Genomic DNA, 26,906 nt, shown 5'->3' on the forward strand with positions numbered 1-26,906 from the left:
CTGCATGACCTCGGCTTTCGTGCGAACTGTGTGCCGTATCACAGAAATCAGACCCCCTCGACGGTATTGACCGCGACGGGAGTTTGGCGCATGGTGGCGGAAGAAAATAAGCGCTTAGTAAGTTTCCCGCCCGGGGTCGGTCCCGGGTCGCGGCGCGAGACCGCCGTGGCTACGGGCGACCTGAAAGGACCTGTCCGTGAACAGATTCGAAGGCAAGACCGCCATTGTCACCGGCGCCAGCCGGGGTATCGGCCTCGGTATCGCGCAGCGCCTGGTGGACGAGGGCGCGAGGGTCGTGATCACCGCCCGCAAGCAGGAGGCGCTCGACGAGGCCGTCGCGGCGCTGGGCGGGCCGTCGAAGGCGCTGGCCGTGGCGGGGCGCGCCGACGATGCCGCGCATCAGGCCGAGACCCTCGAGCGGGCCGTCGAGACCTTCGGCAGTGCCGACCTGCTGGTGAACAACACCGGCATCAATCCGGTGTTCGGGCCGATGGTGGAGCTCTCGCTCGACGCGGCCCGAAAGATCGTGGAGGTCAACTGCCTCGCCGCGCTGTCCTGGGTGCAGCACGCCTACCGGGCCTGGATGAAGGACCACGGCGGCGCGGTCGTGAACGTCTCCTCGGTCGCCGGGCTCAAGCCCGCGCCCGGCATCGGTTTCTACGGTTCCAGCAAGGCGATGCTGACCCACATCACCCAGGAGCTCGCGGTCGAACTCGGCCCGGACATCCGTGTCAACGCCGTCGCGCCGGCGGTGGTGAAGACGAAGTTCGCCACCGCCCTCTACGAGGGCCGCGAGGAGCAGATCGCCGCCGCCTACCCGCTCAAGCGCCTGGGCGTGCCCGAGGACATCGGCAGCGTGGTCGCCTTCCTGCTCTCCGCGGACGCGGCCTGGCTCACCGGCCAGCTGCTCGTGGTGGACGGCGGCCTCACGCTCACCGGGGGCGTCTAGAGTGGCGGACATGCGGGCCTGGCGGGTCCACGAGCTGGGCGAGCCTGCACAGGTGATGCGGCTCGACACCGTGGAGCGCCCCGAACCCGGCCCACGTCAGGTGGTCGTGCGGGTCACCGGTGCGGCGGCGAACTTCCCCGACGTCCTCATGTGCCGCGGCCTGTACCAGGTGAAGCCGCCGCTGCCTTTCACGCCCGGTGTCGAGCTGTGCGGGGAAGTCGTGGCCACGGGTGGCGAGGTCACCGGGATCGCGGTCGGTGACCGTGTGCTCGGTGGCAGCTCGCTGCCGTACGGCGGGTTCGCCGAGTACGCGGTCATGGAGGCGGCCCAGACCTTCTCCGCGCCAACGGTTCTGGACGATGCCGAGGCCGCGGCCCTGTTCATCGGCTACCAGACCGGATGGTTCGGACTGCATCGCCGTGCGGCGCTGCGGGCGGGGGAGACCCTGCTGGTGCACGCGGCCGCGGGCGGGGTCGGCAGTGCCGCCGTCCAGCTCGGCAAGGCGGCCGGGGCCCGCGTCATCGGCGTGGTGGGCGGGCCCGAGAAGGCCGAGTACGCCCGTGCGCTGGGCGCCGACATCGTGATCGACCGCAGGAGTGAGGATTTCGTCGAGGTCGTCAAGCGGGTCACGGACAATCGCGGCGCCGACGTCGTCTACGACCCGGTCGGCGGCGACACCTACACCCGCTCGACCAAGTGCATCGCCTTCGAGGGCCGCATCCTGGTCGTCGGCTTCGCGGGCGGCGACATCCAGAGCGCCGCGCTGAATCACGCACTGGTCAAGAACTATTCGATCGTCGGCCTGCACTGGGGGCTCTACAACGCCCACGACCCGGCCGCGGTCGTCGAATGCCACCGCGAGCTGACCCGGCTGGCCGCCACGGGCGCGATCCGCCCCCTGGTCAGCGAACGACTCGCCCTGGCGGACATCGCCGATGGCGTCCAGCGCCTCGCCGACGGCAAGACCGTCGGGCGCGTGGTCTGCACACCCTCGGCCTGATCGACACCGACCTGATCGCACCACAGAGGAGAACATCGTGAGCACGCAGACACCGCGGGTAGCGGTCGTGACCGGCGCGGCCCGGGGCATCGGCGCCGCCGTCGCACGGCGACTGGCGGACGACGGAATGGCCGTCGCCGTCCTGGATCTCGACGAGGAGGCCTGCAAACCGGTCGTCGCGGAGATCGAGGCGGCCGGCGGCCGCGCCCTCGCAGTCGGCGCGGACGTGTCCGACGAGCAGGCCGTGACCGCGGCCGTGGACCGGGTGGCCGCCGAATTGGGCGCGCCCACCGTGCTGGTCAACAATGCGGGCATCCTGCGCGACAACCTGCTGTTCAAGATGAGCGTCGCGGATTGGGACGCGGTCATGAGCGTGCACCTGCGCGGCGCGTTCCTGTGCACGCGGGCGGTCCAGCGCCACATGATCGAGCAGGGCTTCGGCCGCATCGTCAGCCTGTCCAGCACCTCGGCGCTGGGCAATCGCGGCCAGGCCAACTACTCGGCCGCCAAGGCCGGATTGCAGGGCTTCACCAAGACTCTCGCCTTCGAGCTCGGCAAGTTCGGCGTCACCGCCAATGCCGTCGCACCGGGTTTCATCGAAACCGAGATGACCCAGGCCACGGCCGAGCGCATGGGCGTCTCGTTCGACGACTTCCGGCAGGCGCTCATCTCCACCATCCCGGTGGCCCGCTCCGGCAAGCCCGAGGACATCGCGCACACGGTGTCGTTCCTGGCGAGCGAGGGCGCGGGATTCGTGTCGGGACAGGTCATCTACGTGGCCGGCGGGCCGAAGAACTAGCCGCGCAACGGAATCGAACGGAAGGACGCGAACAATGCGGGTATTCCAGGGGCTGCCCGAACTGGAGAAGGCAGTCGGCACCCATCTCGGCTACAGCGACTGGCACACCGTGACCCAGGAGCAGATCGACCGGTTCGCCGACGCGACCGGCGATCACCAGTGGATCCACATCGATCCGGAACGCGCCGCCGCCGGTCCGTTCGGGACGACCATCGCGCACGGTTTCCTCACCCTGTCGCTGCTGCCCATGCTCACCGCGAGCGTGTACACCGTCGAAGGGCTGTCGATGGGAGTCAACTACGGGGCCAACAAGGTTCGCTTCCCGTCCCCCGTCCCGGTGGGCTCGCGGCTGCGCGCCGGGGTGGAACTGGTGTCGCTGACGCCGGCGAGCATGGGGTTCCAGGCGGTCAGCCTCGTCACCGTGGAGATCGACGGCGCGGCCAAACCGGCCTGTGTCGCCGAAGCCGTCTCCCTGCTGGTGCCCTGAGACGAAGGAGCAGGACCGATGAGCGATACGGTTCGCGACGACCTACGCCGGCGGGTGGAATCCCTGCTGGCAGAGCATGATCCGGCCACCACCGACCCGGTGACCTTCCATCGCGCCCGCTTCGACGCCGGACTGGCCTGGGTGTACTTCCCCGTCGGGCTGGGCGGTCGCGGCGCCGACCGCGACCTCCAGCTGTTCGTCGACGAGCTGTTCGAGCAGGCGGGAGCTCCGGGTCATCAGGCCGAACTCAACGGCATCGGCCTCGGCATGGCGGCGCCCACCATCGCCATCCACGGCACCCCGGAACAGCGGCAGCGCTACCTGCGTCCGCTGTGGACCGGCGAGGAGATCTGGTGCCAGCTGTTCAGTGAGCCGGGCGCCGGATCGGACCTGGCGGCGGTCGGCACCCGGGCCGTCCGCGACGGTGAGGACTGGATCGTCAACGGGCAGAAGGTGTGGACGTCGGTGGCCCACAAGGCCGATCTGGCGATCCTGCTCGCGCGCACCGACCCGGACCGTCCCAAGCACGCGGGCCTGTCCTTCTTCATCTGCGATATGCGCCATCCGGGTGTCGAGGTACGGCCGCTGCGCCAGATCACCGGTGAGGCCGAGTTCAACGAGGTCTTCCTCACCGACGTCCGTATCCCCGACGCCCAGCGCCTCGGCGGGGTGGGGGAGGGCTGGCGTGTCGCCACCACCACCCTCAACAACGAGCGGGCGGCCATCGGCGGGCGCGCGGTGCCGCGGGAGAGCGGTGTGCTCGCCGCGGTCACCCGCACCTGGCGGGAGAATCCGGACAGGCACACGCCGGAACTGCACGACCGGCTGCTGCGACTGTGGGTCGAGGCCGAAGCCGGGCGCCTGGCCGCCGCCCGCATGCGACAGCGGACCTCTGCCGGTCAGCCGGGGCCCGAAAGTTCCGCGCTCAAACTGGCTTTCGCGCGGTCCAACCAGCAGCTGACCGGTCTCGAACTGGAGATCCTCGGCGAGGACGGCCTGCGCTACGACGACTGGACCATGGTGCGGCCCGACCGCGTCGACTTCGCCGGTCGCGGGCCCGGCTACCGCTACCTGCGTGCCAAGGGCAATTCGATCGAGGGCGGCACGTCCGAGATCCTGCGCAACATCGTCGCCGAACGGGTCCTCGGCCTGCCCGCCGAGGCGCGCGGGGACAAGGACACCGCCTGGAAGGACCTGGCCCGATGAGCGACGACATTCTGCTGCTCGATACCGACACCGAGGCGGCGCTGCGGCACGCGGTGCGCGATCTGCTTGCGGCCCAGTGTGATCCGGCGGCGGTCGCGCGGGCCTATGCAGGCGATCGGGCGCTGACGCCGGGACTGTGGAAGGCACTCGCGCGGGATCTGGGGCTGGCCGGACTGCTCGTCCCCGAGGAGCGTGGCGGCGCGGGCGGCTCCGCTCGCGACGCGGCGGTGGTGCTGGAGGAACTGGGGCGGTCCGTCGCGCCCGTGCCGTTTCTCACCAGCAGTGTCATCGCCGCCACCGCGCTGCTCGCCGGTGATTCCGACCTGGTCGGGCAGCTCGCCGACGGTGCGGTCACGGTCGCGCTGCTCGCGCCCTTCACCGCCGCCTCGCCGGACGAGGTCCCGTCCTTCCGGAAGGACGCCGACGGCCGCCTGTCCGGCAGCGTGACCAGCGTCGCGGGCGTCCTGGACGCCGATGTGCTGCTGGCCGCGGTCGAGACCGTCTCCGGCACCGAGATTCACGCCGTGCCGGTGGCCGCGGCGGCGGTGACGCCGGTGGTCTCGCTCGATATGACCCGGCCGCTGGCCGATGTCGTGGTCGACGCCGCACCCGGGCAGCGCGTGGTCCCGGCCGACGGGGGAGCGGCCGCGCTGCGGACGGCGCTGGAGACCGGCGCGGCGCTGCTGGCCGCGGAGCAGGCGGGTATCGCGGCGTGGTGCCTCGAGACCACCGTCGGCTATCTGAAGATGCGCCGCCAATTCGGCCGCGTGGTGGGCGGATTCCAAGCGCTCAAACACCGTCTCGCCGACCTGTTCGTGGAGGTCGAGGCGGCGGCCGCCAGTGCCCGCTACGCGGCGGGCGCGATCGCGGCGGGCGATCCCGACGCGGCCGTGGGCACGGCGGTCGCCGCGGCCTACTGCGCGGACGTCGCGGTGACATCCGCCGAAGAAGCGCTCCAATTGCACGGCGGCATCGGCATGACGTGGGAGTATCCGGTGCATCTGTATCTCAAGCGCGCCAAGGCCGATCAGCTCGGGCTCGGCAGTCCCGGCCGGCACCGCGCGGTGCTGGCCGAACTGGCCGACCTCCGTTCGGCCGCCGGAAAACGAAGTTGAATCCGGGTTCAAGTATAGTTTCGCATGCGCGGCACAGACTATTTCGAGGAGTGAGCATGTTCGACATGACCGATCGGGCCCAGCGCTACCGGGACGATCTACTCGCCTTCATGGACGAGCACGTCTACCCGGCCGAGGCGGTGTACGAGGAGCAGATGGCGGAGTCCGGGGACCCGCACTTCCAGCCCCCGATCGTCGAGGAGCTCAAGACCGAGGCCAGGAAGCGGGGGCTGTGGAACCTCTTCCACCCGCATCCGGAGTGGGGGCCGGGCCTGACCAACCTGGAGTACGCGCCGCTGGCCGAAATCATGGGCCGCAGTGCGCATCTCGCGCCGGAGGCCACCAACTGTGCCGCCCCCGACACCGGGAACATGGAGGTGCTCACCCTCTTCGGCACGCCCGAGCACAAGGAGCAGTGGCTGCGCCCGCTGCTGGACGGTGAGATCCGGTCCGCGTTCGCCATGACCGAGCCCGCGGTCGCGAGCTCCGACGCCACCAATATCCAGCTGCGCATGGACCGCGACGGCGACGACTACGTGCTCAACGGCCGGAAGTGGTGGACCTCCAACGCCTTGCACAAGAACTGCAAGGTCCTCATCGTCATGGGCAAGACCGATACCAGCGCGGCCACGCACCGGCAGCAGTCGATGATGGTGGTCCCGATCGACGCCGCGGGCGTGACCGTGCAGCGCGGCCTGCCGGTGTTCGGCTACCAGGACCGCGAGGGTCACGCCGAGGTGCTGTTCGAGAACGTGCGGGTGCCCAGGACCGCGCTGCTCGCCGGTGAGGGCGACGGGTTCATGATCAGCCAGGCCCGCCTGGGCCCGGGCCGCATCCACCACTGCATGCGCGCCATCGGCATGGCCGAGCGGGCCCTCGACCTGATGATCGACCGTGCGCAGTCGCGCGTGACCTTCGGTGAGCCGGTGGCGAATCGGGCCAATATCCAGGACTGGATCGCCGAGTCCCGCATCGAGATCGATATGGCCCGGCTGCTGACGCTCAAGGCCGCGCACCTGATGGACACCGTCGGCAACAAGGCCGCGCGCACCGAGATCGCGGCGATCAAGGTGGCGGCGCCCAATGTCGCGCTGAAGGTCGTGGACCGCGCCATCCAGGTGCACGGCGGCGGCGGCGTCTCCGACGACTTCCCGCTCGCCAGCATGTACGCCCACCTGCGCACCCTGCGCCTGGCCGATGGGCCGGACGAGGTGCACAAGCGCTCCATCGCGCAGTGGGAACTGCGCCGCCGCGACCCCGAGTGGGGCAAGCGCGGTTAACCGCAACGAGTTCTGACACATCCACTCTCCGAGGAGGATCCCATGGCCGATCCCTGCGTCGTCGTCGCGACCATGATCGCCAAGCCCGGCCAGGAAGACCTGGTCGAGAAGACCCTGCGCGCGGCCGCTCCGGCCGTGCACGCCGAGCCCGGCTGCCTGCGCTACGCGCTGCACCGGCACGCCAAGAACCCCGGGCAGTTCGTCATGATCGAGAAGTGGGCGTCCCGGGACGCGCTGCGCGAACACGGCCAGGGCGCGGCTCTGCGCGAAGTCGGCACGGCCCTGGCCAACGCCCTCGCGGCACCGCCGGACGTGCAGGTCTTCGAACCGCTGCCCGCCGGCGACCCCGACCAGGGCGCGATCTGAGGAGACCCCCATGACGAAGACACAGCAGGTACGGCTGGCCCAGCGCCCCACCGGGTTGCCCGGCGTCGGCACCTGGAAGGTGACCACCGAGGAACTGCCCCCGATCGGCGCGGGGCAGATCCTGGTGAAGATCGACTTCATCTCGCTCGATCCGGCCATGCGCGGCTGGCTCAATGACGTGCGCTCCTACCTGCCGCCGGTCGGACTCGACGAAGTGATGCGGTCGCTGGACATCGCGACCGTGGTCGAATCCACCCACCCCGATTTCGCCGTCGGCGACACCGTGAGCGGCACCTTCGGGGTGACCGAGTACGCGATCAGCGACGGCCGCGGCGTGCAGCACGTCGATCTGGGCGTCGCGCCCGGGCCGACCTGGCTGGGTGCGCTCGGAATGCCCGGCATGACAGCGTATTTCGGGCTCCTGGAGGTCGGGAAGCTGAAAGCCGGTGAGACCGTGGTGGTCTCGGCGGCGGCGGGCGCGGTCGGCAGCGTGGTCGGCCAGATCGCGAAGGCCAAGGGCGCCACCGTCATCGGCATCGCCGGCGGCGCGGAGAAGTGCCGCCTGCTCACCGAGGAATTCGGTTTCGACGCCGCGATCGACTACCGCGGTGAGGACGTGCTGCACCGGCTGCGGGAACTCGCACCGAAGGGCATCGACATCTACTTCGACAATGTCGGCGGTGAGATTCTCGATGCGGCGCTGGCCAATCTGCGCCGCGGGGCCCGCATCGTGCTCTGCGGGGCGATCGCGGCCTACAACGACGACCAGCTGCGGCCCGGGCCGTCGCGGTACATGTCGCTGCTGGTGTACCGGGCGTCCATGACCGGCTTCGTGGTCTTCGACTACGCCGACCGCTACGGCGAGGCGGTGGCGGACATCGCGAAGTGGCTGACCGAGGGCAGGATCAAGAGCCGGGAGCATGTCGTGAAGGGTGGGGTGGAGCATTTCGGTGAGACGCTGAATCTGCTGTTCACCGGCGGCAACACCGGAAAACTAGTGCTCGCGCTCTGATGTAAGACTGTCCAGGTGACCGAATCAGAGGATCGCTCGCGCGCGGACGAGACGCGGGCCCGACTACTGGACGCCGCGGTCGCCGCTTTCGCCGAGCGCGGCTTCCACGGCTCCACCACGCGCGACATCACCTCGATCGCGGGGCTGAGCACGGCGGCCATCTACGTCCACCACCGCTCCAAGGAAGAGCTGCTCTACCAGGTTTCGCGCACCGGGCACCTGGACACGCTCGAGCGGATGCGGGAGTCGGTGGCCGCCTCGGAGGAACCGGTCGAGCAGTTGGTCGCGGTCATCCGGGAATTCGCGATTCACCACGCCCGCGCGCACACCGTCGCCCGGGTCATCAACTACGAACTCGCCGCGTTGAGCCCCGAGCATCAGCGCGAGATCAAAGAGATCCGCCATGTCATCGACACCGAGATGCGGCAGTTGATCGAGCGCGGTGTCGACGCGGGCGTGTTCGACAACCCGAACCCGCGCATGGCGGCGGTGGCGCTGCTCTCGCTGGGCATCGACCTGGCGCGCTGGTACCGGGAGGGCGGGCCGCTGTCGCCCGAGGAGATCGGCGAGTACTACGTGGACCTCGCGCTGCGGATCGTCGGCGCACGCAAATAGCCTGCGCCACATGGTATTCGAGGCGCTCGGGCCGGACGGCCGCGGCCGCCTGCGAAAACCGGCCTCGGCCTTGTCGATTCGCGTCATGGACGCCGACCTCGCCTTCCCGCCCATGCTGTCACAACCGCGACACGGTTCGGTAAGGCCGACGGTCCGGGGATCCGAAAGCCGGTCAGAGCGCCTTCAGCAGTTCTGCGGCCAGCGGGACCGAGGAGGCGGGGTTCTGGCCGGTGTAGAGGTTGCGGTCCACCTCGATGTGCGGGGCGAACGGCTCGCCCTCGCGATAGTCGACGCCCAGGGCGATGAGGCGGTCCTGGAGGAGCCATTTGGCCTTGTCGGCGAATCCGGCCTGTGCCTCTTCGGCATTGGTGAACGCTGCCACCCGGGATCCGGCGAACGGTGACCTGCCGTCGGCGTCGGCGGTGGCCAGCAGGGCGGCGGGCGCGTGGCACACCACGCCCAGCGGTTTGCCCGAGGCCAGCGCGGCGGTGAGCAGGCGGCCGGAGTCGGCGTTCACCGCGAGGTCCTCCATCGGGCCGTGGCCACCGGGGTAGAAGACGGCGTCGTACTCCGCGAGCCGGACGTCCGCCAGGTGGATCGGCTTCTGCAGTTCGATTGCGCTGTCCAGGATTTCGGTGATCCGTTGCGCCCTCTCGGGGCCGCCGTTGGCCTCGGGCGTCAGGCTGGCGCGATCCACCGTGGGCACCACACCGCCCGGGGTCGCCACCGCGATCTTGTGGCAGGCCGCGGTGAACGCCTCGTAGGGTGCGGCGAATTCCTCGGCCCAGAAGCCGGTCGGGTGCTCGGTGCCGTCGGCGAGCGTCCAGTGGTCGACGCCGGTCATGACGAACAGGATCTGTGCCATCGGATTGTTCCTCCGTCTCGCGATCGATTCGGCGACGGACCGACGTTTCGCAGGGGGTTCGTCAGCTCGTCCCGGCGACCACGTTAGGAAGTTGTCGTATCCGATTGCCAATAGATCGGCCTATGCCAGCCATAGATTCTCCGATACGCGGCAGGATTCTCCGATAGTCAGCGGCCGTGGGAACGCTCGCCTCGCAGGGTGGTGACGATGCTGGTCACCGTGGCGACCGGCTTGCCGTCCGCGCGGGTGATATCGCACTGGTAGTGGGTGATGGTGCGGCCGGAGTGGGTGGGGAAGGCGGTGGCGCGCAGCGTGTCCTGCCATACCGGGCGGAGGAAGACCGCGCGGAGATCGATGCTGGTGAACGTTTCGCCGGGACCCACGACGGTGGAGTGAGCGGTGCCGATGGCGGCGTCGGCCAGTTCGGTGAGCAGGCCGCCGTGGACGGTGCCCTGCTGGTTGCCGTGCCGGGCGGGATCGGTGTCGATCTCGACGGTGGCGCGGCCGGGGTCGATGTCCACCAGCCGGATGCCCAGGGTGCGGGAAATGGCGGTGGGGTAATGGAATTGGCAGGTCAGGCCGTCGGTCCCGGTGCCGTCGAGCTGTGCGCGCAGGTAGTCCAACACGGGCACTTCGGTGGTCGCGATCGTCATGGGAACGGACGGTAGGACGCCGGGTCGGGACGATCAAGAAATTGTCCTAGGTACAGTCGGGTGATGCGGACCTACACCGATGTCGCCGCCGCCCTCGCCGGGCAGATCCGGGACGGGCGCTGGGCGCCGGGGCAGCGCCTGCCGACGCATCGGCAGCTGGCCGCCGAGCACGGTATCGCGGTGGCCACCGCGACCCGGGTGTTCGCGGAACTGAAGCGGGCGGGGCTGGTGGTCGGCGAACCGGGGCGGGGGAGCTTCGTCCGGGATCGGTCGGTGCGGCTGGCCGCGGCCGCGTACGGGCCGGGCGCGGAGACGGTGTGGGCGGATCTGGCCTTCACTCAGCCGTTGTCGCCGCGTCGGGAGGACTTGCTGCGCACGGGTTTACGCGAGCTGGCGAACTCCGGCGATCTGGACGCCCTGCTGCGGCAGCAGCCGCCGGGCGGGCGGCCGCACGATCGCTCGACAGTCGCCGGGTTCCTCGGGCGGCGGGGGATCGAGGTCGATCCGGCGCGGGTGGTGGTGACCGCCGGGGCGCAGCACGGGCTGGATCTGGTTGTGCGAGCGATGTTCTCACCCGGCGATGTGATCGCCGTGGACGAGCTCACCTACCCCGGATTCAAACTGCTGGCCCAGGCGCACGGGCTCACTCTCGCACCGGTTCCGGCGGCCGGGAACGGCCCGGATCCCGACGCCCTGGCGCGGTTGTGTGCCAAAAGGCCGGTGCGCGCGGTCTATACGATGCCGACCCTGCACAATCCGCTCGGCTGGGTGATCGACAGCGACCGGCGGCGAGCGCTCGCTTCCGTTGCGCGCCAGTATGATCTGTTCCTGATCGAGGACGCCGCCTACGCCTTTCTCGCCGATCCGGCCCCGCCGCCGCTGGCCGCGATCGCCCCGGAGCGCACCTTCTGGGTGTCGAGCCTGTCCAAGAGCGTCGCGGCCGGACTGCGTTTCGGCATGCTGGTCCACCCGCCCGTGGCGGCGCCCGCCCTGGCCCGCACCCTGCGCGCCACCATGGCCGGTCCGCCCGGTCTGACCAGCGCCCTGGCCACCCGCTGGCTCGCCGATGGCACCGTCGATACTCTCGAACAGGCGAGTCGCGGTGCGGCGCAGGAGCATCAGCGCATCCTGCACCGGGAGCTCGGCGATCGGAATCCGATCGCCCACCCGCACTCGTTCTTCGCGTGGCTGCCCATCGATCCGGACCAGCGCATGGACCGGATCGCCGCCGAACTGTCCCGGCGTGGCATTCGCGTCTGCACCGCCGAGGCGTTCGCCGCCACGGCGCACGTGCCGCACGGGCTGCGCATCGCACTGGGATCGCCTGCGCTGGAAGAACTTCCGCTGGTGCTCGCGGAAATGCGCGCGGCCCTGGACAGCGTGCCGCTGTGACACCGGGACCGCGCGAGATCCGGGTCGAGCCGGGTCAGGGCCGCCTGACCGTGACCAGGTTGATCAGCGACTGCTGTCGCGGATTGTCGGGCGGAGTGCTGCCGAGGTCGTGAATGTAGTCGGTGAGATTGACGCGCTCACCGGTCCAGCCGCGGGCGGTGAACCATTCGGTGGGGTCGTTGCGGGGCTCGTTGTAGATCATGCCCACCCAGTCCGAACCGGTCTCGCCCTCCCCGGTCATCTCGGCGACCGACTCCGCGGGCAGCGGATCCATCTGCTCGATGGCGACCCGGCTGCCGCGCGCGCTGAGCCCCACGATGGCGTCGAAGAGCTGGTCCTGCGCAGTCGGCGTCAGATAGATCAGCAGGCCCTCCACCAGCCACGCGGTCGGCGCGGCGGGATCGAATCCGCTGTCGCGCAGGGCCTTCGGCCAGTCTTCGCGCAGATCGACCGCCACCTCGTGCCGCTCGGCGCGGGGCCGGTGCCCGGTCGCGGCGAGCGTGTCCCGTTTGAAGTCGAGCACCTGCGGGCGGTCGAGCTCGTAGATCACGGTGCCGTCCGGCCACGCCAGCCGGTAGGCGCGCGAGTCCAGGCCGGCCGCCAGAATCACCACCTGACGGACCCCCGCGTACGAGGCGGCGGCCATATAATCGTCGAAATATCGGGTGCGAGCGATCTGATGCTGCTGGAACTGCACCCCGAACTCGGGTGCCAGCAGCGGGTGCTCGGGCAGCCGACCCGCCAGCAGCTCGGCCCATTCGCCGCCCGCCGCCCGCACGAACATCTCGGCGAACTCGTCGTGCGCCGGCGCATCGGCCGCGCGGCCACCCAGCACCCGGGCGGCTGCCACGAACAATGCCGTGGATCCAACACTGGTCTTGATATCCCAGGAATCTCCTTCGGTGCGCATATCCGCCAACGTACTCACGCGGGCGCACAAGGTCATTCCGCCGCGCGAAGTCAGCCGGAATCCACCACGGATCCATCATCCGGCTGCAATTCACACCGTCGAATGTCCGGTCCGCGATCGATCCGGTCACCCTGACCGACTGGACCCGCGGAGATCCGCCGGTCCATACCTGCGCGCGCCGGGCGCCGATCGGGGAGGGGCGCCGGCGGGAATATCGGGCTGTGGCACGGTGGTTCCGCACGACGACAGGACGCACGCCCCGGAACCCGGATCCGGCAGCTGTGCTCGGCAGGCAGCGGAGGAGGCCCGGTGAACACCGGATTCGACCTGTTCGGTGAACACATCCTCTGGACCGACGCCATCGGCAATCTGCTGTCCCTCGCGGTGGTGTGGCTGGCCATGCGCAAGACCATGTGGACGTGGCCCGTGCAGCTGGCCGGTGCGGCCCTGCTGCTGGCGGCGTCGGTGCACGCCCACGTGCCCGGCAATGCGCTCAAGCAGCTGTTGTTCATCGGGCTCGCGGGCTACGGCTGGCTGGCCTGGCGGCGGGGCACCTCCGAGCACCGGGATCTGATGGTTCGGCCCGCTAGCCGTCGCGAACGCCTGACGCTGCTGGCCCTGCTGGCGGTCGGCACGGTCGCGGTGGCCGAGGCGTTCGCCCACCTCGGCTGGCTGCACATCGCCTGGTCCCCGTGGGCCAATGCCTACGTGTTCGTCGGCAGCGCCATCGCGACCTTCGCGCAGAGCCGCGCCCTGACCGACTTCTGGATCATCTGGATGCTCGTCGATCTGGTCGGTGTGCCGCTCGCGATGAAATCCGGCCTGTACGCCTCGGGCGCGGTCTATGGTCTGTTCTTCCTGCTCGTGGTGCTCGGGTTCGTGCGCTGGCGGGGCGAATATCGTTCGCGCCGAGACCTTCTCGCCCCTCCGGCGGCCGTCGCCGCGCCCGCGGGCGGCGAGTGAGCCGTCCCGAAACCGGGCATTCGCTGCTCTGCCCCTATTTCTTCCGGATTTTCGATTTGCCGACCGAGGAGCAGGCTGCTAGGCAGTAGCCACTGATCGAGGTCCATCCGGGCGGATGGAGTGCTTTCCGGGGGCGGGATATGAGTGACGGAACTTTCGGCGACTCGGGGTCGGTGCTCGGGCGGGTGGAACCGCCGAGCTTCGGCAGTACGCTGCGGCGGCTGCGTGAACGACGCGGCGTCTCGCGTGAGCGGCTGGCCTTCGGCTCCGGTGTCAGCGCCAGCTACATCTCGCGCATGGAACCCGGCGACCGTGACCACCCGACCGAGCAGGTGCTCATGGCCATGGTGCGTTATCTGCACAAGGTCGGCCCGGTGACCCCGGTCGAATACCGGCATCTGTTCGAACTGGCCGCCCTGCCGCAGCACCCGGCCGCGGCCCGCGGCCCGATCGCCGCGGACGTGCCGGGCATTCTCGCCGCCCACCTCCCGCACCCCGCGGCCTACCTGGACCGGTATCTGAATGTGCTGGCCGCCAATACCGCTCATCTGCGCACTTTCCCGGGCGTCGGCGAGGACGGCAACTATCTGCGGTGGATGCTCACCAATCCGGCCGCGCGCGCGGTGCTGCCGGCCTGGGAGTCCGATCTGCGGCGTGCGATCGCCACGCTGCGTGGCGTGATGGCCATGTCGGCGATGCCGACGATGGCCATTCTCGGCGGGGCCGACGACGATGCCCGGCTGCTGACCGAGTTCGGCCGCTTCGAGATCTTCCGGCACATGTGGACCGAGGAGCACTACAGCCTCACCGGGTCGCCGACGGTCATGCGCCTGCGCGATGCCGAGACCGGTGAACCGTATGCGCTGCTGTGGCAGGTCCTGCGAGATCAGTCCACGCAGATGAATCCCGATCAGCCCCTGTTCATCGTCGGACTGCCCACGGCGAGTCGACCTGGAGACCGTCCGGTCGGCTCGTAGGATCGCCCGCGGAAGGTTCTTTCCACCCGGAAGGAGGCCGAACGCGGTGCCTGTCCACAGTCTCGACCGGCCGATCGTGGTCGGTGTCGACGCCTCCGAGTCCGCCCTGCACGCCGTGCGCTGGGCCGCCGTGGACGCGGCCCTGCGCGGCGCGGCCCTGCACCTGGTGTTCGCGGTGCCCGCGGTCGCCGAATCGCCCCTGGACGAGAGCCCGGTCCGGCTGCTGCACGATCGGCTGCGCGACACCGCCCAGGCAGCCCTCGACGCCGCCGCCGAGACCGCGCGGAAAGCCGCCGGGGACCGCGAGATTCGCGATATCCGCACCTTTCTCGTCGATGTCCCGGCCGTCATGGTGCTCGCGGAGCTCGCCGCCACCGCCTACTACGTGGTGGTCGGCGTGCGCGGGATGAGCGCCTATCACCGCAGCCTGCTCGGGTCGGTCAGCACCGGTGTGGCGCGGCACGCGCAGGGGCCGGTGGTGGTGGTTCCCGGTGAGACGGGCGGGCTGTCGGACCGGCCCGTGGTGGCCGGCGTGGACGGGTCGCCGCACAGCGTCCGCGCGCTCGAGATCGCCTTCGACGAGGCCTCCCGGCGCGGCGTGCCGCTGATCGCGGTCCAGGCGTGGGAGCTGTCCGGGGACAGCGACACCCGCTCGTCCGACGACGCCGTCCAGCTGCTCACGCGCATGCTCGATCGCAATACCCGGGACTACCCGCGCGTCGAGGTGAAATCCGTTGTGAAGGAAGGACGTCCCGCCCGCGTTCTGCTCGATGCCGCCGCCGGCGCCCAACTGCTGGTGGTCGGAAGTCACGGCACCCGTGGCTATCCCGGCATGGCGCTCGGCTCGACCGGTCATGCGCTGCTGCACGGCAGCGAGTGCCCCATCGCTCTGGTCCGCCTGCGCAACTGAGCCGGGCGGCGCCGCCGATTTCGGGCAGCGCATCCTCGGTTACGGGAGTTTCGCACCGGCACACCGGATTCGGCCGCGACGTGCACGCGTGCGGTGCGACCGATGGCCGAACGTCGGCACGTCAATGCCCGGCAAGCTCGCCGGGTCGTGCGTACGCGGCCCGCTGACATCGCGATACGGCCAACAAAAACAGTGACTGTGTAACTGTTTCGCCAGAAATCAAGAACCCCAGCAATTTCTGGGTACATCATGCGCAAGCCGGGCTCGACCCGGAGGTTACACAAATAAAGAAAGTTACGACCATGCGTAGAGCAACGGCGCTCTTCGCCGCATTACTGTTGGCCATCCTTTTCTCCATCACACACCTTGCGGCTCCGAAGGCCAATGCCGATGTCTGCACCGGTGATTGGGCGATCGGCATCGGCGGACTCGGCGACAACACCTCGTCCATCTTCGTCCCGTACGTCGATCAGCCAGTCGGATACAACTCCGCCGACCCGATGTCGGGGTTGAACGAACTGGACCGACTGTTCTGGCAGCACCGCAACGAATGCCCGGGCGACCACATCCGGTTGATCGGGCACAGTGAGGGCGCCGGCATCGTGCACGCCTGGGTCACCGCACACCAGGACGTCGACAATGCCAATGCCATTCTGCTGTCGGATCCCAAGCGGGCCCCCGGCCCGGGTTGGGGCGGATTGTCCTCGACTCCCGGCAGCGGGATCATCGGCTATCCGCTGGCCGGCGTCGACGACTGGTTCGGCGACTTCCCGGTTCTGACGGTGTGCAACCACGACGACCAGATCTGCGACACTTCGGCCGGCTGGTGGGGTTACCTCTTCGGGGGAGCGCATGGTCGTTACGATTTCAATGTCTGGGACTACGGCGACTGGGATTCCGGCGTCTGGTACCGGTAATCAAGTGATTCGAAGGGGATCAGTAGCCGAAAGGCACTGGTCCCCTTTGGCTGAACCCGTGCCCCATCGACGTGCACACGGCCGAGCCATTGAAGGTGATCTGACAGGTCGCGCCGGCATGGGTAATCGAGAACTGCGGATCGTGCCCGCTCACCTGCGCGATGGGGGCCAGGCCCGGATTTCCGCCCGCGAGGGTGTGGCTGCCGTTGGAATTCCACTCGGGATGCGCCGGCAGCGCGGCCGAATCGATGGCAATGGCAGGCACATTCGAGAACGGCACCTGTGCCCCGGCATAGAGCACATTCATGGTGGCGGCCGGAGCCGTCAGATCACACCCCACCGCGCCGGCCCCGCCGATCGAACAGTTCCACTCGCCCATGCTGAAATACACGGTGTCGCCGACCTGGGCGGGCCCGCCCGAGTCGTCGGCGGACGCGCCGCCCGCACCGAACAAACCGGCAACAATCCCGAGAATTCCCCCGCAAACCCATGCGGCGGTCGCTTTCACAGCTCTGGACACGGCATCTCCCTGATGCGCATTAAGTGCTATCGGCCGAACCGGCCATAGAGAAAACGTATCACTTTACGGCGCAAAGGCAGAAGTTCTGTCGAGGGGGCTGACACTATTTTTGGGCATCACGCCGGTCAATTCGCCTGAGTGACCGGCAAATCCTTGCGCGTTTCAGACCTTCAGTCCGTTGCGGGTGACGTAGACGATGTGGAAGGTGATCAGCCCGGCGAGGACCACGAGCCATTGCAGCGTGGTGGCCAGGGGGACGGCGTCGAGGGACAGTGTGTAGGCGAAGGCCACGCGGGTGACGGCGTCGAGGGTGAATACCGTGCCCCACACCGCGGTCAGTACGCGCAATTGATAACGGAAGCGGGAGTCGTTGTCCCAGCGAGCATCCCAATCCCGATAGCCCGCCTCGCCGATCTTCACCGTGACGATGGTGCGGGCGAAGCTGCGCATCATGGGCCGCTGGGTGAACAGCGTGCCGAGCGTCCACAGGCCCAGCGCCCCGAACAACCAGCTGTCCCGGACCAGCAGGGTGCGCGGATCGGCCGGTGACCAGGGAAACCACCGTGCCTGCCACGATCATGGTGAGGGTGAACAGGGCGATCGTGTCGACGCTCCAGGATCACCTGGCGCGCAGTGTGTTTGCGCAGGGCCGCGCGCTTCTGATCGGGGGTGCGGTCGGGGCCGGGGGTCTGCGGCGCGGTCGCGGATCGTCCGTTCCGCCGGCACTCCTCGACCCGGACGTAAGCCGAAAGTGGTACCTCGCCGTGTGCGGTCGGCTGATGGCCGCGCCGCCCCGCTCCGGAATGGTCGGAGCAGACACGGTGACGCAGCGGGCGTCGCCCTTCCGATACGAGGTGAACGGATGATTCAGGCGCGCGGGCTCGGCAAGCGCTACGGGGACGTGCCGGCGGTGGACAATCTGTCCTTCGATGTCCGGCCGGGCGTGGTGACCGGCTTCCTCGGTCCGAACGGGGCCGGGAAGTCGACCACCATGCGGCTCATGCTGGGCCTCGATCACGGCAGCGGCCGTACTCTTTTCGACGGGCAGTCCTACGCCGAGCTGACCGATCCGCTGCGGTCGGTCGGCGTCATGCTCGATGCCCGCGCGGTGCATCCCAAGCGCACCGCCATCGGGCATCTGCGCATGATCGCCGCCGGGGCGGGCATCGGCGAGGGCCGGGTCGAGGAGGTACTGGGCCTGGTCGGCCTGTGCGATGTGGCCGGGAAGCGAGCGGGCGGGTTCAGCCTCGGGATGCACCAGCGGCTGGGTCTGGCGGCCGCGCTGCTGGGTGATCCCGCCACCCTGATCCTGGACGAGCCTGCCAACGGGCTGGACCCCGAGGGTGTGCGGTGGCTGCGGGATCTGCTGAAAGAGCTTGCGCACCAGGGGCGCACCATCTTCGTCTCCTCGCATCTGCTGAACGAGATGGCGCACCTGGCGGATTCGCTGGTCGTCATCGGCGCCGGGCGACTGCTGGCTGCGGAATCGGTGCGCGAGTTCGTCGCCCGCAACTCCGCGCCCCGCATCACCGCGCGCACCGATCGGCCCGCCGAACTCGCGAAGACGTTGAACCGCCACGGGTTCCGCGCCCGGGTGGAGGCGGACGGCACGGTGACCGTCGAGGGTCACGACCAGCAGGGTGTCGCCGCCCTGGCCCTGCGCGCCGGGCTGCTGATCACCGAGCTGACCCAGGCGCGCACCAGCCTGGAGGACGCCTACTTCCAGGCCACCGCCGACTCCGCCCAGTACCGCGGCCACGTCGCCGCCTGACACCGAACAGGAATTCCGCTCATGTCCAATGCCATTCGCTACGAACTGACCCGGCTCGCCACCCTGCGCTCCACCTGGACGCTGCCGGCCGTCGGCCTGGCCCTGCAGGGATTCATCGCCTATCTGTCCGCGGCCCGCGACTACGCCACGCCGAGTGAGCAATTCGCTGCCTCGGTCTCGGGGCTGCCGTTGCTGCTGGCCGCCCTGTTCGCCACCGCGGTGGCGGTCAATACCTTCGGGCACGAATACCGCTACGGCACCATCACCACCACAGTGCTCACCGTGCGCCGGCCGGGCCGGCTCCTGGCGGCGAAGGCCCTCACGGTGAGCGTGCTCGCCGCCCTCTACGGCCTGGCGCTGGTGGGCGTGACCGTGATCGTGCAGCTGCTGACCTCGATGCTTCCGGACGAAACCTCATATCTGGCCAGGGCTTTCGCCGCCGTGCCGGTGTACGTGACGCTCGCCGCCCTGGCCGGTATGGGCCTTGCCGCCGTCACCCGCAATGCGACCGTCGCCATGGTGGTGGCCATCGGCTTGCCGACCGTGGCGGAGACCGGCGCGGTGCTGGCCGGCGTCAGCCCGAAGGTGATGCCCTTCCTGTCCGCCGGGCAGCTGGTGCAGCCCGGCGCCGGGAATCCCGCCCTGCTGGTATTGCCGCTGACGCTGGTGGCGGCCGGGTTGCTGGCAGTCGGAGGCGTGCTGCTCGCGCGCCGTGACGTGTGAGTATGCCGAGCCGACTAGGGTTGCCGGAATGAGCACGACGCGGCGGATCGGCATGGCGATCCTCGATGTCGTGCTCGCCGTGCTCTTCGGCGCGGCCGGTTTCGAGGAGGTGCACACCTCCGCGATCGGTCTGCTGCCCGCCGCCGCGGGCCCGCCGGTGGCCGTGGTGGCCGGTATCGCCCTGCTGGCGCGGCGCTTCCGGCCGCTGCCGGTGTTCGGGGTGGCGCTGCTCGGACAGCTGCTGGTCGGCGCGTTCGCGCCCATGCTGCCGGCGATCTACACGGTCGCCCGGCGCTACGGCAACCGCCGCCCGACCTGGCTGGCGGCGTTGGCCGCGGTGATCGTGGCGGTGATGCCCTGGGGCGCGGGCAGTTGGTGGGAGCTCTTCGTCCACCGTGGCGTCATCGTCACGGTGGGGCTGGCGCTGCCGCTGCTGCTGGGACTGTGGACCAACCAGCGCGCCGAAACCCTTGCGGCCCTGCGGGAACGCGCCGAGCAGGCCGAACGCGAACGCGACCTGCGCGCCGCTGCGGCGGTGGAGGCCGAACGCCTGCGCATCGCGGGGGAGCTGCACGATATTGTGGCGCACCGGATTTCGCAGATCACCGTGCTGGCCGGGGCGCTCGAGGTGTCCGCCGACGGCAAGCCCGCCGAGATCGCGGGCACCATCCGCGCCACCGGATCGCGGGCGCTGTCCGAGATGCGGGAGTTGCTCGGCGTGCTGCGCGCCCGCGACGGTGAGGAGGCGGCGCCGCTGCGGCCCGCGCCCGACCTGGGCGCCATTGCCGAACTGGTCGCCGACGCGGTCGCCGCCGGGCAGCAGGTGGACCTGTCACTGCCGCCGGACCTGCCGCCGGTGCCGGGACCGGTCGGCCGGGCCGCGCATCGGCTCGTGCGGGAGGCGCTGACCAATGCCGCCAAGCATGCGGCCGGGGCCGAGGTGCGGGTGGCGCTCACCGTCGCCGACGATCGTCTCGACGTCGATGTCCGCAACGGTCCCGGTGACCGGACCGCCCTGGCCGCCCAGGGTTCCGGCTTCGGCCTGCTCGGCATGCGTGAACGGGTCGAACTCGCCGGTGGGACCGTGCATTCCGGTCCGCTGGCCGGCGGCTACCGGGTGCACGCGACGTTTCCGCTGACGGCCGACGAATGACGATGTGGTGAAGGAGGTTTCGTGATCCGGGTGGTGCTGCTCGACGACGAGGAACTGGTGCGCTCCGGCATCGCCATGATTCTGGAGGCCGGCGGCGATATCGAGGTGGTCGCCCAGGCCGGCGACGGCCGCGCCGTCGTGGACCTGGTGCACCGGCACCGCCCGGATGTGGTGGTCACCGATATCCGCATGCCGCACGTGGACGGCCTCGAGGTGACCCGCCGGGTCCGCGGCCTCCCCACACCGCCGGCGGTGGTCGTCCTGACCACTTTCGGACTGGACGAATACGTCTACGCCGCACTGGAATCCGGCGCGGCGGGCTTCCTGCTCAAGGACACCCCGCCCCGAGAACTGGCCCGTGCCGTCGAGGTGGTCGCCGCCGGTGACGCCATCCTCGCGCCCGCCATCACCAAACGGATGCTCACCGCATTCACACAGGGTCCCGGCGCGCAGCAACCGGACGCGCTCGCCCAGCTTTCCCAGCTCACCGATCGGGAACGCGAGGTCGCCCGGGCCGTCGCCACCGGTGCGGGCAATGCCGAGATCGCCCGCACCCTCCACATGAGCGAGTCCACGGTCAAGGTGCACATCAGCCGCGTCATCGCCAAGCTGGGCCTCGAAAACCGCACGCAGATAGCGATTCTCGTGCTGCGCGCCGGCCTGGCCTGAAGGCCGGTCAGTCCGGATCCCGCCAGTCGACGGTGAGGGAACCGCCACCGAAGCGGGCGAGGTCGCGGGTGAGGATGTCGCGGATGCGGTGCAGGGCCGCGGCATCGGTCGCGTCGATGCGCACCACGAGTGCCTCGGGTTCGGCGGTGAGGGTGCAGTGGCCCCAGGGGGCGAAATGGGCTGTGGTGCGGGTATCGGTGCCTTCGACGCGCAGGTGGATCTCGCCGGTGGCCCGGGGATTGCCGGCGTGGACGCGGTCGCCGCGCGGGGAGGCCATGGCCTCGGCGTGGGTGCGGAACTGGCGCAGGTAGCGGGCCGATCGGTCGGTCGGGACACGGGATTCGAGTGCGGGCACGGGAATCACTGCCGGGTGAGGGCGGCGAGCCAGGCTGCCACCGGGGTCGGGCTGGGAAGGATGTCGAGGGTGGCCGGTTCGAGGGAATCGAGTCGCCAGCCGGCGGTGAAGGCGGACTCGATATCGGTGCGGCTCAGGCGATGCGGACCCCAGGTGCCGGGCTGGCGATCGCTGAAACCGAGCAGGAAGTAGCATCCGCCCGGTGCGATGATCGTGGCGAGGCCGTCGACCAGGGCGAGGCGGTCCGCGCCGTCGAACAGGTGGAACAGGCCGCAGTCCAGCACGGTGTCGAAGGTCTCGCCGAGGCCGGCCAGGTCCAGGGCGCTGTGGCGCACGAACCGCGCTTGCAGGCCGCGTTCCGTTGCCTTGCGCCGGGCCAGTTCGAGCGCCTGCGCGGACTGATCGATCCCGGTGGCGTCGAGACCCCGGCCGGCGGCGAGCAACGCGTGTTCGCCGGTGCCGCAACCGAGGTCGAGAACCCGGCCGCGCAGGGCGCCGGCCTCGGCGAGGGCGGCGAAGGCCGGCTGGGGGCGGTCGATGTCCCACGGCGGTTTCGTCGCGTAGAGGGTGTCGGGTGCGTTGGTGTCGTGGTATTCGGGGTGGGGGTCGCCGGTGGGTGGGAACACGGAATTCTCCTGTCGGAAGGGTCGGCCGTGACCTGATGCTTCGAATTTATCGAGACACTGTGTCTATGGTCAAGAGTCGATGTATACAAGACTGTCAGTCTGTATGGTTGGGGCGTGCCGAAGCTGTGGAACGAGACGATCGACGCCCATCGCCGCGAGGTGCGGGACGCGATCCTCGACACCACCGCGGCCCTGGCCTTCGAACAGGGGTTGCGCGGGGTGACCATGTCGCAGATCGCCACTCGCGCCGGCATCGGACGGGCCACGCTCTACAAGTACTTCCCGGATGTCGAGACCATTCTGCGCACCTGGCACGCCCGCCGGATCGAGGCCCATCTCGGGGAGCTGGTCAAGGTCCGCGACGGCGAGGGCAGCGCGAGTGGCCGCCTCGATGCCGTCCTCGCCGCCTATGCGCACATCACCCGCCGAACCGGTAGCCACGACCGGGAATTGGTGAAATTCCTGCATCCCGACGAACACATCGTCGCCGCCCTGGACCAGCTGCGCGACCTGCTCCGGCAGCTGATCGAAGAAGGGGCGGCCACCGGCGAACTGCGCGCCGACGTCCCGCCCGACGAACTGGCCGCCTACTGCCTGCACGCCCTGTCGGCCGCGGCCGACGCGACGTCGGAGGCCGCGGTGAGGCGCCTGGTATCGCTCACCGCGGCGGGACTGCGCGCGGTCTGATCCACCGCGCGGCTCCCGCCGGCCCGGATCGCGCCTCGGGCGGGAGCCGGGATCTCAGGTCCGGTCGCGCGTAATCGTCGACCGCACAAGCGGTTCCAGTTGTGTGGCAATGCGATCCAAGGGTTCCGCGCTCTGCTGTGCGCGGCACATGGCCACGCTGCCCTCGACTGCGGCGACGATCAGGGTGGCCGTGCGCTCGGCCTCGGCGCGCTCGGCCCCGTGGGCGCACATCGACTCGGTCAGCAGCTCCGTCCAGTGGCTGAAGGCCGCGGCGGCCGCCTCGCGGGGTGCGCCCTCGGCCTCGGGCAGGTCCTCCACGGCGACCGCCAGTACCGGGCACCCGGCGCGGAAGTCGGTGTCCACCACGATCTTCCGCCACATCCGCAGGAAGGCCCGCATCCCCTCGATCGGCCCCTGATCCAGTTCGCGGGCGAGCAGTGTCGCCGCGAGATCCCCGGCGAAGGTGACCGCCTCGGTCGCGAGCTGGGTCTTGCCGCCGGGAAAGTAGTGGTACGTCGAACCCAGCGGCGCGCGAGCGTATTTGGCGAGCTCGCGCACACTGGTCGCGTTCAGGCCGCGCCGCCGGATCATGTCGGCCGCCCCGGCCACGAGTTTGCCGCGTGAATCCGCGGCCTCGCCCGGCGTCCCCGCCATCGACTCCTCCTTGTCTATAACAACCGTCATAGAGTACCGTCCCTCGATTATAACGACTGTTATAGACGGTCGATCGGAAGCGAAGGAGCACGTAGATGCCGATGATTCACCTGACCCTGCCCGCCGGAGTGCTGACCGGGGACGCACGTGGCGAGCTGTCCGAGGCGCTACCCCGGACCCTGCTCAAGTGGGAGGGCGCACCCGACACCGCGTTCTTCCGCGCGCAGGCGTGGTGCCGCATCGAGGAGGTCGCCGATGGCGTATTCGGAGCGCTCGCGGACGATCTGCCGCGCTTCCGGGTCGACGTCACCGTGCCCGAGGGCGCGCTGTCCGAACGCCGCAAGGCCGGGCTCATCGCCGAGGTCACCGAAAAGGTGCTCGCCGCCGCAGGTCTCGGCCAGAGCGAGGCGCTGCGGGTGTGGGTGCTGATCCACGAGCAGCCCGAGGGCACCTGGGGCGCGGCCGGCGCGGTCGTGAAGTTCAAGGAACTGGCCGCCCTCGCCCAGGGGCAGCGGTCGGATGCGTGAGCTGCAGTTCGTCCGGACCGGGCGGCTGGAGTGGCGGGAGCGTCCCGCGCCGGTGCTGCGGGACGCCCGGGACGCGCTGGTGCGGCCGTTCGTCGCGGGCCGCTGCGACGGCGACACCATGCCGATCCACCGGCACGTCTCGCGGGCCATGCAGCTGGGGCTGCGCGCCGGGCTGATCGATCCGGTCGTGGGGAGCATCTGCGGACCGGTTCCGTTCCAGGGGCCCTTCGCGATCGGGCACGAATGCGTCGCCGAGGTCATCGAGGTCGGCCCGGACATCACGACCCTGCGGCCCGGTGACGTGGTGGTGGTGCCGTGGGCGGTGTCCTGCGGTGACTGCCGGGAATGCCGGCTGGGCCTGACCGCGAAGTGTTCGACGACCCGCACCTCGACCTTGGCGGCCTTCGGTTTCGGGGCGGCGAGCGGCCCGTGGGGCGGCATGGTGGCGGATCTGCTGCGCATTCCGTTCGCCGATCACATGCTGGTGCCGGTGCCGGCGGGCGTGGATCCGCTGCGCGTGGCCGCCGCCAGTGACAATCTTTCCGACGCGTGGCGGTGCGTGGTCCCGAGACTGCGGGAACGGCCCGGCGGCAAGGTGTTGATTCTCGGCGGTGCCGCGCAGAGCATCGGTCTCTACGCGGCGGGGCTGGCGGTCGCGCACGGGGCGGATGTCGTCGACTACGTGGATCACCGGCCCGAGCGGCTGGCCATCGCCGAAAAGCTCGGCGCCCGAGCCCATCCCACGACGGGACGGAAGCTGCGCGGCAGCGATGTCCCGCGCCGCGACTACGACATCGCGGTGGAGGGCACGTCCACGGCGGCGGGAGTCGACCTCGCGGTGCGTTCGCTCGGGCCGGGCGGGTTCTGTCAGCCGGTCGGCTACTACCTGCCCGTGGGCACCAGGGTCCCGCTCATGCACATGTATGCCACCGATGCGACCGTGAAGATCGGCGTCTCGAATGTTCGGCCGATCCTGCCCGAGGTACTGGATTTCGTTGCCCGCCACGATTTTCCTGCCGAAGTCGTGACCACGATGACCGCCGCTTGGGAGGACGCGCCCGCGGCGTACGCGGCGCACACCACCAAGCTGGTTCTGCACCGCGAGCGCCTCACGGTTTCCGAACCGGGCGACTAGTTTGCCCGTTGGCCTGCGGTTCGACACTGGATTACCGCACACTGGGCTCCTGGCAAACGCCGTGTGAGGGCGGCGTTTTCACTCGGGAGCTAGCATGACCGCAACCCAGCCACGATCCGATGATGAACGGCGGCTCGCCGAACTCGGTTACAAGCAGGAATTGGCGCGATCCTGGTCCGGATTCTCCAATTTCGCGATCAGTTTCACCATTGTCTCGATTCTCACCGGCGGCCTGGCGAGCTATGGGATCGGCCTGTCCAATGGCGGGCCGATCACCATGGCGTGGGGCTGGCCGCTGGTCTCGGTCATGGTGTTGTTCGTCGGGCTGGCCATGGCCGAATTGGCCTCGGCCTACCCGACGTCGGGCGGACTGTACTGGTGGGCGTCGGAGCTGGGCGGGCCGGTGTGGGGCTGGTTCACCGGCTGGTTCAACCTGATCGGGCAGATCGCGGTGACCGCGGCCATCGATTACGGCGCGGCCATCTTCACCACCGTGGTGCTGAATGTGATCGGATGGGATATCGGGACCGACCGCACTGCCATCTTCGCGGTGTTCTCGGGGATTCTGGTGCTGCACGCGGTGCTGAACATCATCGGCCCGCACCTGTCGGCGGTCATCAACAATGTGTCGGCCTGGTGGCATGTGGGCGGTGTCGCCATCTTCGTGGTGGTGCTGGGTTTCGGTGCGCGCCATCACCAGAGCATCGGCTTCGTGTTCACCAAGACCGTGGACAACAGCGCGATCGGGTTCGGCGGGGTGGCGTTCAGTTTCCTGCTCGGGTTGCTGCACGCGCAGTACACGTTCACCGGGTACGACGCGTCGGCACACATGTCGGAGGAGACGCGTGACGCTTCGCGCATGGCGGCCAAGGGGATCATCAACACCATTGTGGTGTCGGCGGTCGCGGGGTATCTGCTCATCATGGCGGTGACGTTCGCGATCCCGAATCTCGACGATGCGCTGGATCCGGCCAAGAACAGCGGTTATCCGGTCATCTATATCCTGCAGAATTCGCTGAATTCGTTCTGGTCCGGGCTGCTGCTGATCATTGCCGCGGTCGCCCAATTGTTCTGCGGCTACGCCTCGGTCACCGCGGCCTCCCGCATGCTGTTCGCCTTCGCGCGCGACGGCGCGGTGCCGGGATCCAAGCTGTGGGCGAAGCTGTCGGCCCGCCGGGTGCCGGTGAACGCGGTCTTCTTCGTGTCGGTGTTCGCGTTCATTCTGCTGATCCCGTCGATGCTGGTGCCTGCCGCCAATGCCCCGACCGCGTACGCCGCCGCCACCTCGGTGGCCACCATCGGCCTGTACATCGCCTACGGGATTCCGGTGCTGCTGCGGCTGTTGCGCGGCAACCGATTCCAGGCCGGGCCGTGGCAGCTGGGCCGCTGGTATCGGCCGATCGGGATCATCGCGCTGGTCTGGATCGTGATCATCAGCGTGCTGTTCATCCTGCCGACCGACGACCACGGGTATCCATGGGTGGACGGATTCACCTGGAACGCGGTGAATTACGCGCCCCTCACCCTGGTGGGGGTGGTGGGCGCGATCGCAGTCTGGTGGCTCGTCTCGGCCCGACGCTGGTTCACCGGGCCCAGACGAACCGTGGAGGAGCCGCCCGAGGCCGACCAGGCCCCCGTCAGCGCCTGAACCGCAGCGCCCGAAAACCGTT

General features: G+C 69.4%; 31 protein-coding genes. 23 read left to right on the forward strand and 8 right to left on the reverse strand.

Annotation, left to right across the window (positions count from 1 at the left end):
• Positions 1-196 precede the first annotated feature (196 nt).
• The 10 genes from ACQP1O_RS13755 to ACQP1O_RS13800 are packed head-to-tail and all read left to right on the forward strand — an operon-like array spanning position 197 to position 8,829.
• Complete coding sequence (locus ACQP1O_RS13755) at positions 197-949, forward strand: SDR family oxidoreductase (protein ID WP_433566187.1); 753 nt, start codon at positions 197-199, stop codon at positions 947-949.
• 10 nt (positions 950-959) lie between these two features.
• Positions 960-1,949, forward strand: a complete 990-nt coding sequence (locus tag ACQP1O_RS13760) for an NADPH:quinone oxidoreductase family protein (protein ID WP_433566188.1) — start codon at positions 960-962, stop codon at positions 1,947-1,949.
• A 37-nt stretch (positions 1,950-1,986) separates the two neighbouring features.
• On the forward strand, positions 1,987-2,748 hold the full coding sequence (gene fabG, locus ACQP1O_RS13765; protein WP_433566189.1) for a 3-oxoacyl-ACP reductase FabG: 762 nt from the start codon (positions 1,987-1,989) through the stop codon (positions 2,746-2,748).
• Positions 2,749-2,782: 34 nt separating this feature from the next.
• On the forward strand, positions 2,783-3,235 hold the full coding sequence (locus tag ACQP1O_RS13770) for a MaoC family dehydratase (protein WP_433566190.1): 453 nt from the start codon (positions 2,783-2,785) through the stop codon (positions 3,233-3,235).
• Between the two features lie 18 nt (positions 3,236-3,253).
• On the forward strand, positions 3,254-4,441 hold the full coding sequence (locus ACQP1O_RS13775) for an acyl-CoA dehydrogenase family protein (RefSeq protein ID WP_433566191.1): 1,188 nt from the start codon (positions 3,254-3,256) through the stop codon (positions 4,439-4,441).
• Positions 4,438-5,556 carry an acyl-CoA dehydrogenase family protein gene (locus tag ACQP1O_RS13780; protein WP_433566192.1) on the forward strand — a complete coding sequence of 373 codons (1,119 nt, stop codon included), beginning with the start codon at positions 4,438-4,440 and terminating at the stop codon, positions 5,554-5,556. Before ACQP1O_RS13775 ends, ACQP1O_RS13780 begins: the two co-directional genes overlap by 4 nt.
• A 50-nt stretch (positions 5,557-5,606) precedes the next feature.
• A complete protein-coding gene (locus ACQP1O_RS13785) occupies positions 5,607-6,836 on the forward strand; it encodes an acyl-CoA dehydrogenase family protein (protein ID WP_433566193.1) in 1,230 nt (409 codons plus the stop codon).
• A gap of 42 nt (positions 6,837-6,878) precedes the next feature.
• Positions 6,879-7,202 (forward strand): putative quinol monooxygenase, encoded by a 324-nt coding sequence (locus tag ACQP1O_RS13790; RefSeq protein WP_379385604.1) that lies wholly within the window; start codon positions 6,879-6,881, stop codon positions 7,200-7,202.
• A 10-nt stretch (positions 7,203-7,212) separates the two neighbouring features.
• Positions 7,213-8,214 (forward strand): NADP-dependent oxidoreductase, encoded by a 1,002-nt coding sequence (locus tag ACQP1O_RS13795; protein WP_433566194.1) that lies wholly within the window; start codon positions 7,213-7,215, stop codon positions 8,212-8,214.
• Between the two features lie 15 nt (positions 8,215-8,229).
• Positions 8,230-8,829: a TetR family transcriptional regulator gene (locus ACQP1O_RS13800; protein WP_433566195.1), complete on the forward strand. Its 600-nt coding sequence runs from the start codon at positions 8,230-8,232 to the stop codon at positions 8,827-8,829.
• 172 nt (positions 8,830-9,001) lie between these two features.
• On the opposite strand, the gene ACQP1O_RS13805 is transcribed toward ACQP1O_RS13800, so the two are convergent.
• Both ACQP1O_RS13805 and ACQP1O_RS13810 read right to left on the reverse strand, forming a co-directional pair.
• Positions 9,002-9,694, reverse strand: a complete 693-nt coding sequence (locus tag ACQP1O_RS13805; protein WP_433566196.1) for a type 1 glutamine amidotransferase domain-containing protein — start codon at positions 9,692-9,694, stop codon at positions 9,002-9,004.
• Between the two features lie 167 nt (positions 9,695-9,861).
• Entirely contained in the window at positions 9,862-10,347 is a 486-nt protein-coding gene (locus ACQP1O_RS13810) for a PaaI family thioesterase (protein WP_433566197.1), read from the reverse strand.
• Positions 10,348-10,410: 63 nt separating this feature from the next.
• Here ACQP1O_RS13810 and ACQP1O_RS13815 point away from each other — a divergent pair, with 63 nt between their 5' ends.
• A complete protein-coding gene (locus tag ACQP1O_RS13815; protein ID WP_433566198.1) occupies positions 10,411-11,739 on the forward strand; it encodes a PLP-dependent aminotransferase family protein in 1,329 nt (442 codons plus the stop codon).
• A gap of 34 nt (positions 11,740-11,773) precedes the next feature.
• Here the strand turns inward: ACQP1O_RS13815 and ACQP1O_RS13820 are convergent, their stop codons facing one another.
• Complete coding sequence (locus ACQP1O_RS13820; RefSeq protein WP_433566199.1) at positions 11,774-12,649, reverse strand: SAM-dependent methyltransferase; 876 nt, start codon at positions 12,647-12,649, stop codon at positions 11,774-11,776.
• Positions 12,650-12,958: 309 nt separating this feature from the next.
• Between ACQP1O_RS13820 and pnuC the strand changes: the two genes are divergently transcribed.
• From pnuC to ACQP1O_RS13840, 4 genes are all read left to right on the forward strand, one after another.
• Complete coding sequence (gene pnuC, locus ACQP1O_RS13825; protein ID WP_433566200.1) at positions 12,959-13,612, forward strand: nicotinamide riboside transporter PnuC; 654 nt, start codon at positions 12,959-12,961, stop codon at positions 13,610-13,612.
• A gap of 140 nt (positions 13,613-13,752) precedes the next feature.
• Positions 13,753-14,589 (forward strand): helix-turn-helix domain-containing protein, encoded by an 837-nt coding sequence (locus tag ACQP1O_RS13830; protein ID WP_433566201.1) that lies wholly within the window; start codon positions 13,753-13,755, stop codon positions 14,587-14,589.
• A 46-nt stretch (positions 14,590-14,635) separates the two neighbouring features.
• Positions 14,636-15,499: a universal stress protein gene (locus ACQP1O_RS13835; RefSeq protein ID WP_433566202.1), complete on the forward strand. Its 864-nt coding sequence runs from the start codon at positions 14,636-14,638 to the stop codon at positions 15,497-15,499.
• A gap of 302 nt (positions 15,500-15,801) precedes the next feature.
• The gene (locus ACQP1O_RS13840) at positions 15,802-16,416 is read left to right on the forward strand and encodes a cutinase family protein (protein ID WP_433566203.1); all 615 of its coding nucleotides are present in this window, start codon (positions 15,802-15,804) and stop codon (positions 16,414-16,416) included.
• Positions 16,417-16,435: 19 nt separating this feature from the next.
• Here the strand turns inward: ACQP1O_RS13840 and ACQP1O_RS13845 are convergent, their stop codons facing one another.
• Positions 16,436-16,936 carry a hypothetical protein gene (locus ACQP1O_RS13845; protein WP_433566204.1) on the reverse strand — a complete coding sequence of 167 codons (501 nt, stop codon included), beginning with the start codon at positions 16,934-16,936 and terminating at the stop codon, positions 16,436-16,438.
• Between the two features lie 162 nt (positions 16,937-17,098).
• A complete protein-coding gene (locus ACQP1O_RS13850; RefSeq protein ID WP_433567675.1) occupies positions 17,099-17,464 on the reverse strand; it encodes a VC0807 family protein in 366 nt (121 codons plus the stop codon).
• Between the two features lie 334 nt (positions 17,465-17,798).
• Here ACQP1O_RS13850 and ACQP1O_RS13855 point away from each other — a divergent pair, with 334 nt between their 5' ends.
• From ACQP1O_RS13855 to ACQP1O_RS13870, 4 genes are read left to right on the forward strand one after another with little or no spacing between them, the layout of a single operon-like run.
• Positions 17,799-18,707: an ATP-binding cassette domain-containing protein gene (locus tag ACQP1O_RS13855; RefSeq protein ID WP_433566205.1), complete on the forward strand. Its 909-nt coding sequence runs from the start codon at positions 17,799-17,801 to the stop codon at positions 18,705-18,707.
• A 21-nt stretch (positions 18,708-18,728) separates the two neighbouring features.
• The gene (locus ACQP1O_RS13860) at positions 18,729-19,430 is read left to right on the forward strand and encodes an ABC transporter permease (protein ID WP_433566206.1); all 702 of its coding nucleotides are present in this window, start codon (positions 18,729-18,731) and stop codon (positions 19,428-19,430) included.
• A gap of 28 nt (positions 19,431-19,458) precedes the next feature.
• Positions 19,459-20,583 carry a sensor histidine kinase gene (locus ACQP1O_RS13865; RefSeq protein WP_433566207.1) on the forward strand — a complete coding sequence of 375 codons (1,125 nt, stop codon included), beginning with the start codon at positions 19,459-19,461 and terminating at the stop codon, positions 20,581-20,583.
• A 21-nt stretch (positions 20,584-20,604) separates the two neighbouring features.
• A complete protein-coding gene (locus ACQP1O_RS13870; RefSeq protein ID WP_433566208.1) occupies positions 20,605-21,252 on the forward strand; it encodes a response regulator in 648 nt (215 codons plus the stop codon).
• Between the two features lie 7 nt (positions 21,253-21,259).
• Here ACQP1O_RS13870 and ACQP1O_RS13875 read toward each other — a convergent pair whose 3' ends face one another.
• Entirely contained in the window at positions 21,260-21,607 is a 348-nt protein-coding gene (locus ACQP1O_RS13875) for a DUF2218 domain-containing protein (RefSeq protein WP_433566209.1), read from the reverse strand.
• Between the two features lie 5 nt (positions 21,608-21,612).
• Positions 21,613-22,233 (reverse strand): class I SAM-dependent methyltransferase, encoded by a 621-nt coding sequence (locus tag ACQP1O_RS13880; protein ID WP_433566210.1) that lies wholly within the window; start codon positions 22,231-22,233, stop codon positions 21,613-21,615.
• A 114-nt stretch (positions 22,234-22,347) separates the two neighbouring features.
• On the opposite strand from ACQP1O_RS13880, the gene ACQP1O_RS13885 reads away from it, so the two are divergent.
• Positions 22,348-22,920 (forward strand): TetR/AcrR family transcriptional regulator, encoded by a 573-nt coding sequence (locus ACQP1O_RS13885; protein WP_433566211.1) that lies wholly within the window; start codon positions 22,348-22,350, stop codon positions 22,918-22,920.
• A 54-nt stretch (positions 22,921-22,974) separates the two neighbouring features.
• On the opposite strand, the gene ACQP1O_RS13890 is transcribed toward ACQP1O_RS13885, so the two are convergent.
• A complete protein-coding gene (locus tag ACQP1O_RS13890; RefSeq protein ID WP_433566212.1) occupies positions 22,975-23,574 on the reverse strand; it encodes a TetR/AcrR family transcriptional regulator in 600 nt (199 codons plus the stop codon).
• Positions 23,575-23,669: 95 nt separating this feature from the next.
• Between ACQP1O_RS13890 and ACQP1O_RS13895 the strand changes: the two genes are divergently transcribed.
• The 3 genes from ACQP1O_RS13895 to ACQP1O_RS13905 all read left to right on the forward strand — a co-directional run bounded on the left by ACQP1O_RS13895 (position 23,670) and on the right by ACQP1O_RS13905 (position 26,884).
• Entirely contained in the window at positions 23,670-24,101 is a 432-nt protein-coding gene (locus tag ACQP1O_RS13895) for a tautomerase family protein (RefSeq protein ID WP_433566213.1), read from the forward strand.
• On the forward strand, positions 24,094-25,236 hold the full coding sequence (locus ACQP1O_RS13900) for a zinc-dependent alcohol dehydrogenase (protein WP_433566214.1): 1,143 nt from the start codon (positions 24,094-24,096) through the stop codon (positions 25,234-25,236). The genes ACQP1O_RS13895 and ACQP1O_RS13900 overlap by 8 nt, the downstream gene beginning before the upstream one ends.
• Before the next feature lie 94 nt (positions 25,237-25,330).
• A complete protein-coding gene (locus ACQP1O_RS13905) occupies positions 25,331-26,884 on the forward strand; it encodes an amino acid permease (protein ID WP_433566215.1) in 1,554 nt (517 codons plus the stop codon).
• Positions 26,885-26,906 lie beyond the last annotated feature (22 nt).

Origin of the sequence: Nocardia sp. CA-151230, assembly GCF_050942175.1 — a bacterium.
Classification (GTDB): Bacteria; Actinomycetota; Actinomycetes; order Mycobacteriales; family Mycobacteriaceae; genus Nocardia.

Bases quoted from the DNA above. Each gene is read 5' to 3' on its own strand.
- ACQP1O_RS13760 (WP_433566188.1), top strand. From the start codon at position 960: ATGCGGGCCTGGCGGGTCCACGAGCTGGGCGAGCCTGCACAGGTGATG.
- ACQP1O_RS13770 (WP_433566190.1), top strand. From the start codon at position 2,783: ATGCGGGTATTCCAGGGGCTGCCCGAACTGGAGAAGGCAGTCGGCACC.
- ACQP1O_RS13775 (WP_433566191.1), top strand. From the start codon at position 3,254: ATGAGCGATACGGTTCGCGACGACCTACGCCGGCGGGTGGAATCCCTG.
- ACQP1O_RS13780 (WP_433566192.1), top strand. From the start codon at position 4,438: ATGAGCGACGACATTCTGCTGCTCGATACCGACACCGAGGCGGCGCTG.
- ACQP1O_RS13790 (WP_379385604.1), top strand. From the start codon at position 6,879: ATGGCCGATCCCTGCGTCGTCGTCGCGACCATGATCGCCAAGCCCGGC.
- ACQP1O_RS13795 (WP_433566194.1), top strand. From the start codon at position 7,213: ATGACGAAGACACAGCAGGTACGGCTGGCCCAGCGCCCCACCGGGTTG.
- ACQP1O_RS13805 (WP_433566196.1), bottom strand. From the start codon at position 9,694: ATGGCACAGATCCTGTTCGTCATGACCGGCGTCGACCACTGGACGCTC.
- ACQP1O_RS13810 (WP_433566197.1), bottom strand. From the start codon at position 10,347: ATGACGATCGCGACCACCGAAGTGCCCGTGTTGGACTACCTGCGCGCA.
- ACQP1O_RS13815 (WP_433566198.1), top strand. From the start codon at position 10,411: ATGCGGACCTACACCGATGTCGCCGCCGCCCTCGCCGGGCAGATCCGG.
- ACQP1O_RS13820 (WP_433566199.1), bottom strand. From the start codon at position 12,649: ATGCGCACCGAAGGAGATTCCTGGGATATCAAGACCAGTGTTGGATCC.
- ACQP1O_RS13830 (WP_433566201.1), top strand. From the start codon at position 13,753: ATGAGTGACGGAACTTTCGGCGACTCGGGGTCGGTGCTCGGGCGGGTG.
- ACQP1O_RS13840 (WP_433566203.1), top strand. From the start codon at position 15,802: ATGCGTAGAGCAACGGCGCTCTTCGCCGCATTACTGTTGGCCATCCTT.
- ACQP1O_RS13855 (WP_433566205.1), top strand. From the start codon at position 17,799: ATGATTCAGGCGCGCGGGCTCGGCAAGCGCTACGGGGACGTGCCGGCG.
- ACQP1O_RS13860 (WP_433566206.1), top strand. From the start codon at position 18,729: ATGTCCAATGCCATTCGCTACGAACTGACCCGGCTCGCCACCCTGCGC.
- ACQP1O_RS13865 (WP_433566207.1), top strand. From the start codon at position 19,459: ATGAGCACGACGCGGCGGATCGGCATGGCGATCCTCGATGTCGTGCTC.
- ACQP1O_RS13890 (WP_433566212.1), bottom strand. From the start codon at position 23,574: ATGGCGGGGACGCCGGGCGAGGCCGCGGATTCACGCGGCAAACTCGTG.
- ACQP1O_RS13895 (WP_433566213.1), top strand. From the start codon at position 23,670: ATGCCGATGATTCACCTGACCCTGCCCGCCGGAGTGCTGACCGGGGAC.
- ACQP1O_RS13900 (WP_433566214.1), top strand. From the start codon at position 24,094: ATGCGTGAGCTGCAGTTCGTCCGGACCGGGCGGCTGGAGTGGCGGGAG.
- ACQP1O_RS13905 (WP_433566215.1), top strand. From the start codon at position 25,331: ATGACCGCAACCCAGCCACGATCCGATGATGAACGGCGGCTCGCCGAA.